13 protein-coding genes and 1 pseudogene are annotated in these 17,165 nt (G+C 64.5%); 10 read left to right on the top strand and 4 right to left on the bottom strand.

Annotated elements, in window-relative coordinates:
* Both FJW05_RS26305 and FJW05_RS26310 read right to left on the bottom strand, forming a co-directional pair.
* Positions 1-854 (bottom strand): VCBS domain-containing protein (locus tag FJW05_RS26305; RefSeq protein WP_210239113.1); only part of this gene is annotated, 854 nt, incomplete at its 3' end.
* A 627-nt stretch (positions 855-1,481) separates the two neighbouring features.
* Positions 1,482-2,975 carry an ATP-binding protein gene (locus FJW05_RS26310; protein ID WP_140636899.1) on the bottom strand — a complete coding sequence of 498 codons (1,494 nt, stop codon included), beginning with the start codon at positions 2,973-2,975 and terminating at the stop codon, positions 1,482-1,484.
* A 214-nt stretch (positions 2,976-3,189) separates the two neighbouring features.
* Here FJW05_RS26310 and FJW05_RS26315 point away from each other — a divergent pair, with 214 nt between their 5' ends.
* On the top strand, positions 3,190-3,444 hold the full coding sequence (locus FJW05_RS26315; protein WP_140636901.1) for a hypothetical protein: 255 nt from the start codon (positions 3,190-3,192) through the stop codon (positions 3,442-3,444).
* Between the two features lie 572 nt (positions 3,445-4,016).
* Here the strand turns inward: FJW05_RS26315 and FJW05_RS26320 are convergent.
* Complete coding sequence (locus FJW05_RS26320) at positions 4,017-4,502, bottom strand: hypothetical protein (protein ID WP_140546656.1); 486 nt, start codon at positions 4,500-4,502, stop codon at positions 4,017-4,019.
* Between the two features lie 189 nt (positions 4,503-4,691).
* Here FJW05_RS26320 and FJW05_RS26325 point away from each other — a divergent pair, with 189 nt between their 5' ends.
* Together FJW05_RS26325 and FJW05_RS26330 are read left to right on the top strand one after the other, a co-directional pair.
* Positions 4,692-5,057: a RidA family protein gene (locus FJW05_RS26325; protein ID WP_140636903.1), complete on the top strand. Its 366-nt coding sequence runs from the start codon at positions 4,692-4,694 to the stop codon at positions 5,055-5,057.
* Between the two features lie 118 nt (positions 5,058-5,175).
* Positions 5,176-6,415 (top strand): annotated as a pseudogene (locus tag FJW05_RS26330) (amidohydrolase/deacetylase family metallohydrolase).
* A gap of 206 nt (positions 6,416-6,621) precedes the next feature.
* On the opposite strand, the gene FJW05_RS26335 reads toward FJW05_RS26330, so the two are convergent.
* On the bottom strand, positions 6,622-8,412 hold the full coding sequence (locus FJW05_RS26335) for an NAD(P)/FAD-dependent oxidoreductase (protein WP_140636905.1): 1,791 nt from the start codon (positions 8,410-8,412) through the stop codon (positions 6,622-6,624).
* Between the two features lie 388 nt (positions 8,413-8,800).
* On the opposite strand from FJW05_RS26335, the gene FJW05_RS26340 reads away from it, so the two are divergent.
* The 7 genes from FJW05_RS26340 to FJW05_RS26370 are packed head-to-tail and all read left to right on the top strand — an operon-like array spanning position 8,801 to position 16,991.
* Positions 8,801-8,890: a K(+)-transporting ATPase subunit F gene (locus FJW05_RS26340; protein ID WP_036257910.1), complete on the top strand. Its 90-nt coding sequence runs from the start codon at positions 8,801-8,803 to the stop codon at positions 8,888-8,890.
* Between the two features lie 21 nt (positions 8,891-8,911).
* Entirely contained in the window at positions 8,912-10,615 is a 1,704-nt protein-coding gene (gene kdpA, locus FJW05_RS26345) for a potassium-transporting ATPase subunit KdpA (RefSeq protein WP_140636907.1), read from the top strand.
* An 8-nt stretch (positions 10,616-10,623) separates the two neighbouring features.
* Positions 10,624-10,854: a hypothetical protein gene (locus tag FJW05_RS26350; protein WP_140636909.1), complete on the top strand. Its 231-nt coding sequence runs from the start codon at positions 10,624-10,626 to the stop codon at positions 10,852-10,854.
* Positions 10,851-12,947 (top strand): potassium-transporting ATPase subunit KdpB, encoded by a 2,097-nt coding sequence (kdpB, locus tag FJW05_RS26355; RefSeq protein ID WP_140636911.1) that lies wholly within the window; start codon positions 10,851-10,853, stop codon positions 12,945-12,947. The genes FJW05_RS26350 and kdpB overlap by 4 nt, the downstream gene beginning before the upstream one ends.
* 12 nt (positions 12,948-12,959) lie before the next feature.
* Complete coding sequence (gene kdpC, locus FJW05_RS26360; protein WP_140636913.1) at positions 12,960-13,523, top strand: potassium-transporting ATPase subunit KdpC; 564 nt, start codon at positions 12,960-12,962, stop codon at positions 13,521-13,523.
* A 55-nt stretch (positions 13,524-13,578) separates the two neighbouring features.
* Positions 13,579-16,302, top strand: a complete 2,724-nt coding sequence (locus tag FJW05_RS26365; protein WP_140636915.1) for a sensor histidine kinase KdpD — start codon at positions 13,579-13,581, stop codon at positions 16,300-16,302.
* Positions 16,299-16,991: a response regulator transcription factor gene (locus FJW05_RS26370; protein WP_140636917.1), complete on the top strand. Its 693-nt coding sequence runs from the start codon at positions 16,299-16,301 to the stop codon at positions 16,989-16,991. The genes FJW05_RS26365 and FJW05_RS26370 overlap by 4 nt, the downstream gene beginning before the upstream one ends.
* The last annotated feature ends 174 nt before the right edge of the window (positions 16,992-17,165 follow it).

Here is a 17,165-nt window from a genome sequence, read left to right on the forward strand (position 1 = left end):
GAGGCCGTCTGCGTGCCGTCCTCCTTGACCGTGCCGGTGTCGGTCGCGCCGGTGATCGTCACCGCGTCGTTGGTGCCGTCGATATGGATGGTGACGGTGCGGGTGTCGGTGCTGCCGTGGCCGTCGTCCACTTTCACCGTGTAGGTCTCGGTCAGGTGGTCGCCGGCGCCGAGCGACTGCGCCGCCGCGTTGTCGAGCGTGTAGGTCCATTTGCCGGTCTGGTCGACCGCAATCGAGCCGTAGGCGCTGCCGTTGACACCGTCGATGCTCCAGGTGTGGCTGTCGCTGAGGTCGACGTCGCTGAAGCCGAGCTGGCCCGAGGCCGTCTGCGTGCCGTCCTCCTTGACCGTGCCGGTGTCGGTCGCGCCGGTGATCGTCACCGCGTCGTTGGTGCCTGTGATCACCACCGACAGCGTACCCACGCTGAGCGTGCCATTTGACATCTTGATGGTGTACTGAATCGTATCGTTGAATGTCTGTCCGGCCGCAAGTGCGTTGATCTGCCCACTCAACCCAGTCGCGTCGTAATGAATCTTGTTGTCACTTCCGATCCAGAATTTCGCGCCATTTGTGCTGGTTTCGGCGAATTGAATTCCCGCTTGATCCTGTATCAGGAGATCCTTGTTATAATCGGCGAAGGCCTTGTTCGTGACTGTGATGCTGGCCCCTCCGTCGTCGTTCTTGGTGCCGTCATCCACCGAATAAATCGTCGTCTTGGTCCCGCCACCGCTTGCCGCAAGCACGTCGAACGTGAACTGAAGGCTGCCGTCCTCGCTGCCGGATTGCGTCAGATTGGCTGCCGCGCCCGAATTCGAAAACGTGACGGTCGAGCCTGAAACTGTTGTGGTCGCCATTGCCAATTACCCCCTGTGATCCCTTTGCGAACGACCAAAGTGTTCGCCCCAACGGTTACTGCTGATCCTGGTGCGGACGACGCAAGCGGATGCTTCCGCCCGCGGCGGTTGGTCAGGACCAAGCCACTCTGATTGAACGTAAAGACTTCTCTCGCCGAGAGACAAAACCCCACCCCAGAGCGCTTGCACGCTCGCACCCAACGTTCCTAGCTGGCGTGCCCCCCTCGGTCGCCGCAATCGCGGGACAAGCATACCTATATTCAGGTATATTAGCTTTTTACGATTTGGAAACCATAACGGAATATATATTGCCGCGTAATGTTAACGATTCATTAAACACTTAACAAATCTGCCACCCCATCGATTGATGCCTGTGTCTCCCAAAGTGAGCTGCGATTTGGAGGGAATGATATGCATCAAAACAAAGACTTAAAGTGCACGGCCTGAGTCCGTTTCGGCGCAGCGTCATTTGATGGCGCAGCGTTGACTTCGCCATCGCTCGGTCGCTGGCATTTCTGTTGGAAATTTTATCGGAACATGTAGCGCTGCGCGCAACCGACAAAGCAGGCTCGCCGTCAACCAATGGCGCAAAGGCCGCCAGAGCCCGGTCGCCAGCGTCTTCCGATGTCAGCCAGCCAGGCTGTCCTGCTCCAAGGCGTTCGGGTCGCCCGGCGCCGTCGCCCAGGCGAGCTCGACCAGCGTCACCGTGCGCCGGCCCACGCCGTCGACCTGGCAGACGATGAGGCCCTGCTCCTCGATATAGTCGAGCAGCCGGCGCGCGCGGCGCAGCGAATGCGAACCGTAAGCCCGCGCGATCGCCGCGTCGCTCGGGCAGGGCCAGCCTTCCTTGGCGGCGCGCGCGATCATCATGAACACGCCCTGCATGTCCTCGGGCAGCAGCGAGGCGCGCACGGAAACGTCGCGCCAGGCGTCGTCCTCGGCGATGTCGGAGCCGACGCCCGCGCGGGCGCGCGTCAGCATGCGGCGGAACTCCGAAAGGTCGGGCACCACGGAGGCGAGCCCTTCGATGCGGCAGCGGACCACGAATTCCTGGTAGAGCACGCCGATGACGCGGAACCCGGCATCCGGCTCCGCCAGGATGGCGCGCAGTATGCGGTCCATCCGCTCGCGCCGCTCTGCCAGATCCTCGGCGCTTGGCTGCGCCTCCGCCGGCTCGGGGCGCATGTCCAGCGGCGCGGCCTTGGCCGCCATCAATTGGTCAAGCAGGTCGGGCGAAGGCCGGCGCTGCGGCCTGACCGTCTCCGGCGGCGGCGCGGCAAGAATGATCGCGCGCGCATCTTCGAGCGCGGCTCCCGGCATCGGCATCAGCCGCGGCGTGCCGTTGCGCGGGCTGGTTTCGGTCTGGCCGATGCGCACGCCGAGCGGACGGCGCGACAAGGCAGGACCGAGCGCCATGAAATGCCCGCGCTCCAGGTCGCGGAAAGCTTCGGCCTGACGCCGTTCCATGCCGAGCAGGTCGGCGGCGCGCGCCATGTCGATGTCGAGGAAAGTCCGGCCCATCAGGAAGTTGGAGGCTTCCGCCGCGACGTTCTTGGCGAGCTTCGCCAGCCGCTGCGTGGCGATGATGCCGGCAAGCCCGCGCTTGCGGCCGCGGCACATCAGATTAGTCATGGCGCCCAGCGAGAGCTTGCGTGCCTCGTCCGAAACCTCGCCGGCGGCGGCGGGCGCGAAGAGCTGCGCCTCGTCGACGACCACCAGTATCGGATACCAGTGGTCGCGCGCGACCTCGAACAGCCCGCCGAGGAATGCCGCGGCGCGCCGCATCTGGTTCTCGGCATCGAGCCCTTCGAGGTTGAGCACTGTCGAGACGCGGTGGATGCGCGCCCGCTCGCCGGCCGCTTGCAGGCCGCGCTCGGTATGTTCCTCGGCATCGATCACCAGATGTCCAAAGCGTTCGCCCAGAGACACGAAGTCGCCTTCGGGGTCGATGATGGTCTGCTGCACCCAGGGCGCGCTCTGCTCCAGAAGGCGGCGCAGCAGATGCGACTTTCCCGAGCCCGAATTGCCCTGCACCAGCAGGCGGGTCGCCAGCAACTCCTCAAGGTCGAGGGCCGCCGGCGCGCCTGCGCTCGTCTGTCCCATCTCGATTGCAACGGTCATGTTCTCGACTCGGATCGTCTCCCTGCGCGCGACGGGCTTACCAACCTGAGCGCGGTGCGTCGAGCTTACGCTGCCGTTAGCCAGCAGGTGTCCACATCTGCGCTTGAATCACGGGGGTTGTCGCCAGCCCACTGGTCGGACCACCATTTTGCTGGCACATTCCAGCCGTTGGCGTATCATCTTTTGCGGGAGGGTTCATGGCAGGAGGAGGCCGATGAACGTCACTGCGGAAGTGCCCGTCATGGATCCGACGGTGCAAGACCTTGTTTCATCTGCTCTTTCGAAATTTCGCGCCGGCGATACCGTCTCGACCCGGGCGATGCTCGACGCCATACGCCGATCCGACCCGGCCTGCCAGGATAGCGACGACCATCTGATCGAACTGATCGTCATGGCCGCGGTTGGTAAGACCATGGGCGTCGTGTTCGACCACCGCTCGCCCGATGAGCGGTTGCCACGTCTTTCCTAGCGAGCCCGTCGGCTGAAGCCTTCTAACGTCGCCATTCACGGGCGGAGCGGGGAGCGAAGCGACGCGCGCACGCCCGTGGACTCATTTCCGTGACTTCGAGGCGTCGCAGTGGTGCAGACGAACCAACAGGCGCTTCGGCTAAGCTCCACAAGGACGATTTGCCAACGCAGGCGGCGGCCGATAGACCCCTGCTAGTTCTCCGACACAGGGATTTTGAAAGGTTGCCGTTTGTCTTGGTGCAAGATTTTCCGTTCATTTCCGTGAAACCAGCACAAACCGCCGGGGATTGGTTGAAGCCGCCCCAACCTCGTCATTCTATGGCGGAGCAAGGAGCGCAGCGACGCGGCGCAGACCATAGAATCCATTCCGTGACTTGGAGGCGCCGCCTCAGTGCAGAATTTTGCTCCGTTGCACGCCTTGGCGAAGGTAACGGCATGGATTCCAGGGTCTTCGCGACGGAGCTTCGCTCCTGCTCCGCCCTGGAATGACGATCGCGATGGCGTTTCGGCAATCTCCACGCATGCCACCAACGCAAAACAGAGCCGACCGGTCAAAATCCCTGTGCAGTGCCACTAGCTACCTAGCGGATGCGGCATGTAGCCGACAAAGCCGGCAATCTTCCAGCGTCCGCCGACCTTGCGGCAGAAGTAGAGCGTCTGCCATTTGAGCCGGTCGACGCCGCCGTCGGCCTTGGCGACCGAGCCGTCAAACTTCTTGTGCAGCACCGCGCGGTCGCCGTCGATGTCGATGTCGCGCATGTTGGTGACGCGAAACAGCGCTTCGCGCAGCGGCTCGGCGAATTTCGTCGCCGCGGTTTCCTTGGCCTGCCGCAGCCATTCGTCGCGATAGACATCCAGCCTGGGGAACTGCAGCCGCCAGGCATCTGCGTTGGCAAGGAAATGCGCATGCATGCCGAAGAAGCTTTCCGCGATGAAATCGTCCTCGACCATCGACCAGTCCTGACCGAGGAAGGCATCGATGTCGCGCCGCACCAGCATTTCCCACAGCGCGTGGCGGTCGGCATCGCCTTCCGGAAACGGATTCTTGTCGAAGGTCATGCCGGATCTCCCTCATATGCGCGGCCGATTTCAAGCCGCGTCGAGCGCAAGATGCTCAGGCTTCTGTAATAAAGCAACATGGATTTCGAAAGAATGTTGCTTTCCGACATTGGCTCTAGGAGGATCGTGCCGACAGGCGTAGACGGCTATGTAACCCCGTTCCCGTCAGTCGATAGAAGGAGGCTCCCCTTGTCCAAGCAGTGCTTTGGGAAATCCCACGTTCCGCTCTCGCCCGCCGTCCGCGCCGGCGATTTCGTCTATATCTCCGGCCAGGTGCCGGTGGGCAGCGACGGGCTCGTGGTCAAGGGCGGCATCGCCGAGCAGGCCGAGGAGGTGCTGCAGAACGTCAAGGCGGCCCTGGCGCTCGCCGGCTGCACCATGGACGATGTGGTGAAGACCACCGTCTGGCTGGAGGACGCACGCGATTTCGGCACATTCAACACCGTTTATGCAAAACATTTCCCGAAGGATCCGCCAGCGCGCACCACGGTCGAATCGCGCCTGATGATCGACATCAAGATCGAAGTCGAAGCCGTCGCCTATCGGCCGGTCTGATCGCCCGGTCGGATCGCTTGAAGCAATTCCAGGAAAAGTGCTTAGCGGTTATGTTCGGCGACTTCGCCGTAGCCTTCCGTCCGGAATTGCGTGAAACGAACAAACAGCGAGGGCACCGATGCAGTTCGATCTCCTGATCAAGGGCGGGCGCCTCATCGATCCCGCATCGGGCCTGAACGCGCCACGCGATGTTGCCATTGCCGATGGCCGCGTCGCTTCGATCGATGCCGCCATCGACGCCGAGGCGGCGGGTGAAGTCGTCGACGCCAGGGATTGCATCGTCACGCCCGGCCTCATCGACCTTCACAGCCACGTCTACTGGGGCGGCACCTCGCTCGGCGTCGATGCCGACCGGCTCGCCGCCAAGAGCGGAACCACCACCTTTATCGATGCCGGCAGCGCCGGCGCCGGCAATTTCCTGGGCTTCCGCCGCCACGTCATCGAGCGCTCGAAGGTCCGCATCCTCGCTTACGTCAACATCTCCTTTGCAGGCATATTCGGCTTCGCCAAGACAGTGTCGGTCGGCGAATGCGGCGACCTCAGGCTTTGCGAGCCGCGCGAGACGGTTGCCGCGGTGCGCGAGCACGCCGATATCGTCGTCGGCGTCAAGGTCCGCTCCGGCAAGCATGCCGGCGGCTCGAGCGGCATCGCGCCGGTCGACCTCGCGCTCGAAGCCGCCGACAAGGCCGGCCTGCCGCTGATGGGCGCATATCGACGAGCCGCCGCCCGGCCGCTCGGAAGTGCTGCCCAGGCTGCGCCGCGGCGACATTCTCACCCATTGCTTCCGGCCGTTTCCCAACGCGCCGGTCTTCGCCTCCGGAGCGGTGCGGCCGGACATGCGGCTGGCGCGCGAGCGCGGCGTCATCTTCGACATCGGCCACGGCATGGGTTCCTTCGACTTCGAGGTGGCGAAGGCGATGCTTGCCGAGGGCCTCGCGCCCGACGTCATCTCCAGCGACGTGCATCTCTACTGCGTCGACGGTCCGGCCTTCGACATCCTGGTCTGCATGTCGAAGCTCATGGCGCTCGGCATGCCGCTGGTCGAGGTTCTGCGCGCGGCGACGCAGCGGCCGGCGGAGGCGATCGCAAGGCCGGAGCTCGGCACGCTGAAGGTCGGCGGCGCCGGCGACGTCGCCGTGTTGAAGCTGCAGCCCGGCCGCTTCACTTTCGTTGACGCGGTCGGGGCGTCATTGATCGCGGATCAGCGGCTGGTCTCCAACGGCATTGTCATCGGCGGCAAATGGTGGCCGAACGAAGCGCCCGACCACAATGAGACGGAGCGCTTCGAGGCGCATGCGCACCATACGCATGTGGATGTGGCTGCGGGGCATTTTGGCCCATCATCGTCGTCATTCTAGGGCGGAGCGACGCGAAGCGGAGCGCAGACCCTAGAATCCATTCCGTGACTGTCGCCGAAGAATGCAGCGGTGTAGAATGGGGTTTGAGACGATCCCGGCGAAGAATCCCGTTCTGGTCCGCTTGCACACGCCACGAATGTCACGGCATGTATCCTAGGGTCTGCGCGCGTCGCTTCGCTCCTTGCTCCGCCCTAGGATGACGACCGCTAGGTTCTCGCATTACTCGGCTCTCCATAAACCGGCGTCGCAATCCCCTCCATCCGCGCCTTGAGCTGCAGCGCAACGAACTTCGAATAGAACCTCGACAGCGCCAGATTGCCGCCGTGGAACCACAGCGCTTCCTGCGCCGTCGGTTTCCACATGTTGCGCAATTCGCCCTGCCACGGACCCGGATCGCCCTTCACGCCGGAGCCCAGGCCCCAGCACGGGCCGACCTTGTCGGCGACCTCGCGCGAGACGATGCCCGCAACCGTCTCGTTCATCGACTGGTAGCCGGTGCAGCAGACGATCGCGTCGACGGCGAGCTCGCTGCAGTCCTCGAACAGAATGCCGTCCGGCGTCAGCGACTTGATGCCGACGCCGCTTTTCACCTTGATCTCGCCGTTCAGGATCAGCTCGCAGGCGCCGACATCGATATAGTAGCCGGAGCCTGTCCGGTAGGCCTTCATCAACAGCCCGGTTTCGTCGTCGCCGAAGTCGATGGCAAAGCCGCTGTCGCTGAGGCGCTGGTAGAAATCCGCGTCGCGCGCCCGGATCACATCATAGAGCGCGCGCTGGCCCTCCGGCACCAGCGCGAAGGGCGTGGAGGCGACGATCATGTCGGCCTTGTCGGTGGTGATGCCGCGCGCCAGCGCCTTCTCCGAGAATATCTCGAAGCCGACATCCATCAGCGTGTCGGACTTCACCACCGTCGTCGGCGAGCGCTGCACCATGGTGACCTTGGCGCCCGCTTCCCACAGATCGACGCTGACATCGTGGCCTGAGCTTGCAGCACCTATCACCGCGACGCGCTTGCCGCGGAATTTCTCGCCGGTCGAATACTGGCTGGAATGCAAAAGCTCGCCCTTGAAGCTGTCGGCGCCGGGCAATTCGATCCGCCGCGGCGGCCCGTATGCGCCGGTGGCGAAGACGATGTGCTTGGGCTTCAGCGTGACACGCTGGCCGACCCGGTCGACTACGACGGTCCAGGCCTTCTCGGCCTCGTCATAGGCGGCGTTGATGCATTTGGTTGCGACCCAATAGTTCAGCTCCATGACGCGTGTATACATCTCCAGCCAGTCGCCCATCTTGTCCTTGGGCGTGAAGACCGGCCAGTTTTCCGGGAACGGAACATAGGGCAGATGATCGTACCAGACCGGGTCGTGCAGCACGAGCGAGCGGTAGCGGTTGCGCCAGGAATCGCCGGCGCGCGCGTTCTTCTCGATGATCAGCGTCGGAACGCCGAGCTGGCGCAGCCGGGCGCCCAGCATGATGCCGCCCTGCCCGCCGCCGATCACCAGGCAGTAGGGCTGCTCGTGCACGCCGAGATCGCGCGCCTCGCGCGCCCGTGCTTCCGCCCAGGTCTCGCGCCCGGGATCGGCCTTGTGGCGGATGCCGAGCGGCCGCGCCGGCCCCTTCCGCTCCTCGAACCCCTTGAGCTCGCTCATCGCCGTGAACAGCGTGCGGCAGCGGCCGCCCTTGAGCCGCAGGATCCCCTCGCCGCGCGCCACCGCCGTCTCGAATGTGAACCAGGCTTCGACGGTGCCGTCGTCGACCCTGGGCTCCCCGGACATCCGCCAGTGCGATGGCTGCGCCGATGGCTGCGTGGCCTCCAGCATGTCGCGGATCGCCGCCTGTCCTTCCATGGTTTTGATGTTCCAGGTGAAGGTCAAGAGATCGCGCCAGTAGCAATCCTGCGCGAAGAGGTTCGTCGCCGCCTCGATATCGCCGGCCGCTAGCGCCCGGCCGAATGAGCCTAGCCAGGTTGCCGCCTGTTGCGATGGTGCGATGTCGAGCATTTTTCTTCGTTCCTTTTTTGCATGGTTACAGGCGGATTTTCGCGGCCAGACGGGGCTCCGGCAACGCATAGCGCGCTCCCGCGCCCAAAGCGCGCCAAGTCAAAATCCCTATAGAATTCCTATATCTTTCCCACCCGCTCCGTCTCGAACCTTTATGGCGATCGGGCCCATATTCTCCTTCGAAAAAACGCTGCGAACCGCCATCGCCGACAAGGCGACGTGCGTCCGCGTATAGTTTTGAGCCCGCCACTGCGAGCCGGAAGCGCAAGGTGGAAAACAAGGAACGCCTGCCATGGACCTCATAGTTCTCGGGATCGGGATTTTATTCTTCGCCTTGTCCTTAGCCTACGTCAAAGCCTGCGACAGAATCTGAGCAAGGGACCGTACCATGCTTTTCGACTACATCCTCGGCGGCGCGGTGACCTTGTTCCTGCTTGCCTACCTTACCTATGCGCTCATCCGCCCAGAGCGCTTCTGACCGGCACGCGGAGAGCCCATCATGACTATAAATGGCTGGATACAGATCCTCGTCTATTGCGGGATCCTGGCTTTGCTCGTGAAGCCGCTCGGCTTCTATATGCAACGCGTCTTCAGCGGCGACCGCACGTTGCTGTCGCCACTGCTCGTGCCGATCGAGCGCGGGCTCTATCGCCTCGCCGGAACGAGCGAAAAGGAAGAACAGCATTGGGCCGTCTATGCGACCGGCATGCTGCTCTTCAACCTCGCTGGCTTCATCGTCCTTTATGCGCTGCAGCGGCTGCAGGGCGCCCTGCCCTACAATCCGGCCGGGATGACCGCGGTCGACCCTGAGCTTGCCTTCAACACCGCCGCCAGCTTCATCACCAACACCAACTGGCAGAATTACGGCGGCGAAAGCACGATGTCCTACCTCGTGCAGATGGCCGGCCTCACCGTTCAGAATTTCGTCTCGGCCGCCACCGGCATTGCCATCGCCATTGCCTTGATCCGCGGCTTCGCCCGCGCGTCCGGCAAGTCGATCGGCAATTTCTGGGTCGACCTCACCCGCTGCACGCTCTACGTGCTCCTGCCGATCTGTATCGTGCTGACGCTTGCCTATGTCTGGCTGGGCGTGCCGCAAACGCTCGGCGCCTATGTCGACGCCACCACGCTGGAAGGCGCCAAGCAGACGATCGCGCTCGGCCCGGTGGCCTCGCAGCTCGCCATAAAGATGCTCGGCACCAATGGCGGCGGCTTCTTCAATGCCAACTCGGCGCATCCGTTCGAGAACCCGGGCGCGATCTCCAACCTGATACAGATGCTGTCGATCTTCGCGCTCGGCGCCGGTCTCACCAACGTCTTCGGCCGCATGGTCGGCAGTGAGCGCCAGGGCTGGGCGATCCTTGCCTCGATGGGCGTGCTGTTCGTCGTTGGCGTTGCCGTCTGCTACTGGGCGGAAGCCGCCGGCAACCCGCTCGTCCATGCGCTCGGCATCGACGGCGGCAACATGGAAGGCAAGGAGACGCGCTTCGGCATCGCCTTGTCGGCTCTCTTCGCCGTGATCACCACGGCCGCCTCCTGCGGTGCCGTCAACGCCATGCATGATAGCTTCACCGCGCTCGGCGGCATGATCCCGCTGATCAACATGCAGCTCGGCGAAGTCATTGTCGGCGGTGTCGGCGCCGGCTTCTACGGCATCCTGATGTTCGTCGTGCTCGCCGTCTTTGTCGCCGGCCTGATGGTCGGCCGCACGCCCGAATATCTCGGCAAGAAGATAGAGGCCAAGGAGGTCAAGATGGCGATGCTGGCGATCCTGTGCCTGCCGCTGGCGATGCTGATCTTCACGGCCATCGCCGTGGTTCTGCCGAGCGCCGTGGCCTCGATGGCCAATGGCGGCCCGCACGGCTTCACCGAGGTGCTTTATGCCTATACCTCGGCGGCCGCGAACAACGGCTCGGCCTTCGGCGGCCTCACCGGCAACACGCCCTGGTACAACATCACCATCGGCATCGGCATATTGATAGGCCGCTTCCTGGTCATCATCCCGGCTTTGGCCATCGCGGGCTCGCTGGCCGCGAAGAAGACCGTGCCCGCCTCCGCCGGCACCTTCCCGACCGACGGCACGCTGTTCGTCGGCCTCCTGGTGGGCGTTATCGTCATCGTCGGCGGCCTCACCTTCTTCCCGGCGCTCGCCGTCGGTCCGATCGTCGAGCATCTGGCGATGATTCATGGACAGACCTTCTGAGGTGACCCATGCCCCGCTTCAACGACATACGACGCAACGACCGTCCCCCGACCGGTGACGGAGCGCCCGACGACGGAAGGGAGGAGAAGCCTCGTCCTTTCCCGACGCTTTCAACCTTTCTCGGCATGGCGGCCGCGCTGTTCGTGTTGTGGCTGCTGGCCACCGGCCTGCCGCACCTGCTCCCGAAGACCGAACACCCGGCGCCGTCCAACGTAACCGACACCGGAACCCAAAAATGAGCCAGTCCAAATCCGCTGTTATCATGGATGCGCGCATCCTGGTGCCTGCCCTCGGCGGCGCCTTGCGCAAGCTTGATCCGCGCACGCTGGCCAGGAACCCGGTGATGTTCGTCGTCGCGGTCGTCTCGGCTCTCACCACCGTGCTTTTCATCCGCGACCTGATTGTCGGCGGCGGCGATCTCGGCTTCACGCTGCAGATCATCATCTGGCTCTGGTTCACCGTGCTGTTCGCCAATTTCGCCGAGGCCGTCGCCGAAGGCCGCGGCAAGGCGCAAGCCGACTCGCTGCGCAAGGCGCGCACCGAGACCCAGGCCAAGCTGCTCACCAACGGCGAGGACCGCTCGAAATTCAAGCTGGTTCCCGGCACCAGCCTGAAGGTCGGCGATGTCGTGCTGGTCGAGGCCGGCGACATCATCCCTTCCGACGGTGAGGTGATCGAGGGCGTGGCCTCCGTCAACGAAGCCGCGATCACCGGCGAATCCGCGCCCGTCATCCGCGAATCCGGCGGCGACCGTTCGGCCGTCACCGGCGGCACGCAGGTGCTGTCCGACTGGATCCGCGTGCGCATTTCCGCCGCTTCCGGCCAGACCTTCCTCGACCGCATGATCTCGCTGGTCGAAGGAGCCGAGCGCCAGAAGACGCCGAACGAGATCGCACTCAACATCCTGCTCGTCGGCATGACGCTGATCTTCGTGCTGGCGACCGCGACCATCCCGAGCTTCGCTTCCTATTCGGGCGGCTATATCCCGGTGACGATCCTCGTCGCGCTGTTCGTGACGCTGATCCCGACCACGATCGGCGCGCTGCTGTCGGCCATCGGCATTGCAGGCATGGACCGCCTGGTGCGCTTCAACGTGCTTGCCATGTCCGGCCGCGCCGTCGAGGCCGCCGGCGACGTCGACACGCTGCTGCTCGACAAGACCGGCACCATCACGCTCGGCAACCGCCAGGCCACCGAGTTCCGCCCGGTCAAGGGCGTCACCGAGCAGGAGCTGGCCGACGCGGCCCAGCTTGCATCGCTGGCCGACGAGACCCCGGAAGGCCGCTCGATCGTCGTACTGGCCAAGGAGAAATACGCCATCCGCGCCCGCGACATGGCAACCTTGCACGCGACCTTCGTGCCATTCACCGCGCAGACCCGCATGAGCGGCGTCGACATCGACGGCTCGTCGGTGCGCAAGGGCGCGGTCGATGCGGTGCTTAATCACGTGAACCGGTCGACCGTCGCCACCCACGGCGCGCGCCCGATGACCGAAACCATCCGCGACCTGCAGGCGATCGCCGACGAGATCGCCAAGGCCGGCGGAACGCCGCTGGCGGTCGAGCGCGACGGCCGCCTGCTTGGCGTCGTCCACCTCAAGGACATCGTCAAGGGCGGCATCCGCGAGCGTTTCGCCGAGCTGCGCAAGATGGGCATCCGCACGGTGATGATCACCGGCGACAATCCGCTTACCGCCGCGGCAATTGCCGCCGAAGCCGGCGTCGACGACTTCCTCGCCCAGGCAACGCCGGAGAACAAGCTGTCGCTGATCCGCGAGGAGCAGGCCAAGGGCAAGCTGGTCGCCATGTGCGGCGACGGCACCAACGACGCGCCGGCGCTGGCCCAGGCCGATGTCGGCGTCGCCATGAACACCGGCACCGTCGCCGCGCGCGAGGCCGGCAACATGGTCGACCTCGACAGCGACCCGACCAAGCTGATCGAGATCGTCGAGATCGGCAAGGCGCTCCTGATGACGCGCGGTTCGCTGACCACCTTCTCGATCGCCAATGACGTGGCCAAGTATTTCGCGATCATCCCGGCGATGTTCGCGGTCTTCTACGTCGCGCCCGGCCAGCCCAGCGGTCCGCTGCAGGCGCTCAACATCATGCATCTGGCGACGCCGCAGAGCGCCATTTTGTCGGCCATCATCTTCAACGCGCTGATCATCATCGCGCTGATCCCGCTGTCGCTGAAGGGCGTGAAGTACCGAGCCATCGGCGCCGGTTCGCTGCTCACTCGCAACCTGCTCATCTACGGCCTCGGCGGCATCGTCGTGCCGTTCGTCGGCATCAAGGCGATCGACCTGATCGTCATGGCCCTCGGCCTCGCATAAGGATTTGCCTCGATGTTCAAGCAACTCAGACCCGCTTTGGTCATGATCGTCTTCTTCACGGTGCTAACCGGTCTCATCTATCCGATCGGGATGACCGGCATCGCCCAGGCGCTGTTTCCGAACCAGGCCAATGGCAGCCTTGTCGAAAAAGACGGCAAGGTCATCGGCTCCAGCCTGATCGGCCAGGCTTTCGCCGCCGACCGCTATTTCCGCGGCCGGCCGTCGGCAGCCGGTGAAGGCTACGACGACGCCGCCTCCGGCGGCTCGAATCTCGGTCCGACCAATCCCAAGCTCATCGAGCGCGTCAAGGGCGACGCCGAGAAGCTCAAGGCCGAAAACCCGAATGCGCCGGTGCCGATGAACCTCGTCACCACCTCGGGCAGCGGTCTCGATCCCGACATCAGCCCGGACGCCGCCTATTTCCAGGTGCCGCGCGTCGCCAGGGCCCGCGGCGTGGACGAGGCCAAGGTGAAGGCGCTCGTCGACAGCCATGTCGAGGAGCGCGAGCTCGGCGTCCTCGGCGAGCCGGTGGTCAACGTGCTGGCGCTGAACCTGGCGCTGGACGGCCTGAAGTAACCCGCCCGCGCCCGGGGATCGACACGATCCCCGGCGCAATTCATGATTGGACCTGATGCCGGACGACAGGACCAACCCCAAGAACCGACCCTCCCCCGACGCGCTGCTGGAGCATGCCGAGCGCGAGGGCCGTGGCCGGCTGCGCATATTCCTCGGCGCCGCGCCCGGCGTCGGCAAGACCTACGAGATGTTGATGGCCGGCCGCGCCCGCCACGCCGACGGCATCGACGTCGTGATCGGCATCGTCGAGACGCACGGCCGCAAGGAAACTCAGGCCTTGGTCGACAACTATGAGGTGATACCGCGCCGCCTGGTCGACTATCGCGGCCAGATCCTCGACGAGATGGACATCGACGCTATCCTGAAGCGGCGCCCTGCGCTGGTCCTGGTCGATGAGCTTGCCCATACCAACGCGCCCGGCAGCCGGCATCCCAAACGCTATCTCGACGTGCAGGAGATCCTGGCGCAAGGCATCGACGTCTACACCACGCTCAACATCCAGCATGTCGAAAGCCTGAACGACGTCGTGGCCCAGATCACACGGGTCAGGGTGCGCGAGACTGTTCCCGATTCGATCATCGACGAGGCCGACGACATCGAGATCATCGACCTCACGCCCGACGATCTGATCAAGAGGCTGCAGGACGGCAAGGTCTATTTCCCGAATACCGCGCAGCGCGCGATCGAGAATTATTTTTCGCCGGGCAATCTGACGGCGCTGCGCGAGCTGGCGCTGCGCCGTACCGCCCAGCGCGTCGATGAGCAACTGCTCAATCACATGCAGTCGCACGCCATTCCGGGGCCGTGGGCGGCCGGCGAGCGGGTGCTCGTCTGCGTCGACTCACAGCCTGGCGGAGCGGCCCGCATCCGCTACGCACGCAGGCTCGCCGACCGGCTGCGCGCGCCCTGGACGGCGCTGCATGTCGACACGCCACGGCTCGCCGGACTGTCCGAGGAAGACAAGGACCGCCTGGCCAGGAACCTGCGTCTTGCCGAGCAGCTCGGCGCCGAGATCGCCACCATTCCCGGCCAGAACGTCGCCCAGGACATCGTGCGTCACGCGACGGCGAACAACTTCACCCATATCGTCGTCGGCCGGCCGACCCGCTCGCGCTGGCGCGAGCTGATCGAGGGCTCGCTCACCTATGATCTGATCCGCAATGCCGGCGACATCAGCGTCCATGTCATTTCGGGCGCCGGGCGCGATGGCGACGCGCCGTCGGCGCGGGTGAAAGCCGCGCCCGAGCAGAAGCCTTTCCAGATCTGGCCCTATTTGTTTTCGACGGCCTATGTCGCCGGGGCGCTGGCCGCCAGCTCGATCCTCGACCAGTTCTTCGACGTGCGCAATCTCGCCAGCGTCCTGCTTCTGGCCGTGCTGACCTCGGCCGTGACCTTCGGGCTCTGGCCGGCGCTCTATGCCTGTTTCCTCTGCGCGCTTGCCTTCAATTTCTTCTTCCTCGAGCCGCGTTACACGCTGACGATCAGGGACCCGGAGAGCATCGTTGCCTTTACCGTTTTCCTCGTCGTCGCCGTGATCGCCAGCAATCTGACGGCACGCGTGCAGCGCCAGGCCGTCGCCGCCCGCTCGCGGGCGCGCGCCACCGGGGACATCTATTCCTTTTCCAGGAAGCTCGCCGGCGCCGGCACGCTCGACGACGTCTTATGGGCCACCGCCTTCCAGATCGCTTCGATGCTGAAGGTCCGTGTCGTGCTGCTTTTGCCGGAAAACGGCACCATCACCGTGAAGGCCGGCTATCCGCCGGACGACACCTTGGCCGAAGCCGATATCGCCGCCGCGCGCTGGGCCTGGGAGCACAATCGGCCGGCCGGCCGCGGCGCCGACACCTTGCCCGGCGCAAAACGTCTCTATCTCCCCTTGCGCACCGGACGGACAGCGATCGGCGTGGTCGGTCTCGATAATGACAAGCAGGGCCCGCTGCTGACGCCCGAGCAGCAACGTTTGCTCGACGCCTTGGCCGACCAGGCCGCCGTCGCCATCGAACGCGTCCAGCTCGTCGCCGATGTCGACCGCGCCAGGCTGGCCGCGGAAGCGGACCGGCTGCGCTCGGCGCTGCTCACCTCGATCTCGCATGACCTGAAGACGCCGCTTGCCGCGATCATGGGCGCGGCCGGCACGCTGAAGGAATTCGCGCCGGCGCTGCCGGAACAGGATCGCGCGGAGCTTCTGGCGACCGTCGTCAGCGAGTCCGAGCGGCTGAACCGCTTCATCGCCAATCTGCTCGACATGACCAGGATCGAGTCGGGCGCGATGGAACCGAATTATGCGCTCAATTATATCGGCGATGTCGTCGGCTCAGCGTTGAACCGGGCGCAGAAGATCACCGCCGAGCACAAAATAGAGACCGACATCCCGGCCGACCTGCCGATGCTGCGGCTCGATCCGGTTCTGTTCGAGCAGGCATTGTTCAACCTGCTCGACAATGCCGCCAAATACGCCTTGCCGGGCTCGGCCATCCGGCTGCAGGCCTGGGTGGACAGCGGCGCCGTCATCCTGCAGGTGATGGATGAGGGGCCGGGCATCCCGCCGGACGATCTGGAGCGGATATTCGATACCTTCTACCGCGTGCGCAAGCGCGACCAGGTGCGCGCCGGCACGGGTCTCGGACTGTCGATCAGTCGCGGCTTCATCGAGGCGATGGGCGGCACGGTCGCGGCGGCCAACCGCACCGACCGTCCAGGCGCGATCTTCACCATCCGCATGCCGGTGCCGGCTGAGTTGCCGGCGCTCGGCGCACCCCTTACAGACGATGCGGCATGACAAATCAGACCGTCTCCATTCTGGTCGTCGACGACGAGCCACCGATCCGAAAATTGCTGCGCGTCGGCCTCGGCAGCCAGGGCTATGCGGTCTCCGAGGCGCCGAATGCCAAGGCGGCCCTCGAACTCGTCGAGGCCGAACGACCCGACCTTATCCTGCTCGATCTCGGACTGCCCGGCGTGAGCGGCCTCGAGCTGCTCGGCAAATGGCGGGCCGACGGGCTCGACGTTCCGGTCGTCATCCTCTCCAGCCGCACCGACGAGGCCGGTATCGTCGCAGCGCTCGAGCTCGGCGCCGACGACTATTTGACCAAGCCCTTCGGCATGAACGAGCTGGTCGCGCGCATCCGCGTGGCGCTGCGCCACAAATTCCAGCAACAGGGCGAGAAGCCGGTGTTCCACACCGGCGACCTTTCGGTCGACCTTGTGAAGCGTATCGTCAAGGTCGAGGACAAGGAAGTGAAACTGTCGCCCAAGGAATATGACATCCTGCGCATGCTCGTGCAGTATGCCGGCAAGGTGCTGACCCATCAGTTCCTGATGAAGCAGATCTGGAACGACTCGACCGACGTCCAGTATCTCAGGGTCTATGTGCGCCAGCTGCGGCAAAAAATCGAGAAAACGCCGGACCAGCCGCGCTACATCATCACCGAGACCGGCGTCGGCTATCGGTTGCGCGAGGTGGAGTAGCTGAGGCAAGCCGTGGTGGTTGGCCGAAGCATCTCAGGGTCGTCATCCACGGGCGGAGCGGGAGCGAAGCGGACGCGTAGACCCGAGGATCCATGCCGTTACGCCGGCCAAGGAGTGCTGCGGAGCAGAACCTGCACCGTTACAGCGCTTCGAGGTCACGGCATGGATCCTATG

The organism is Mesorhizobium sp. B2-9-1, assembly GCF_006439455.1.
Lineage (GTDB): Bacteria > Pseudomonadota > Alphaproteobacteria > Rhizobiales > Rhizobiaceae > Mesorhizobium.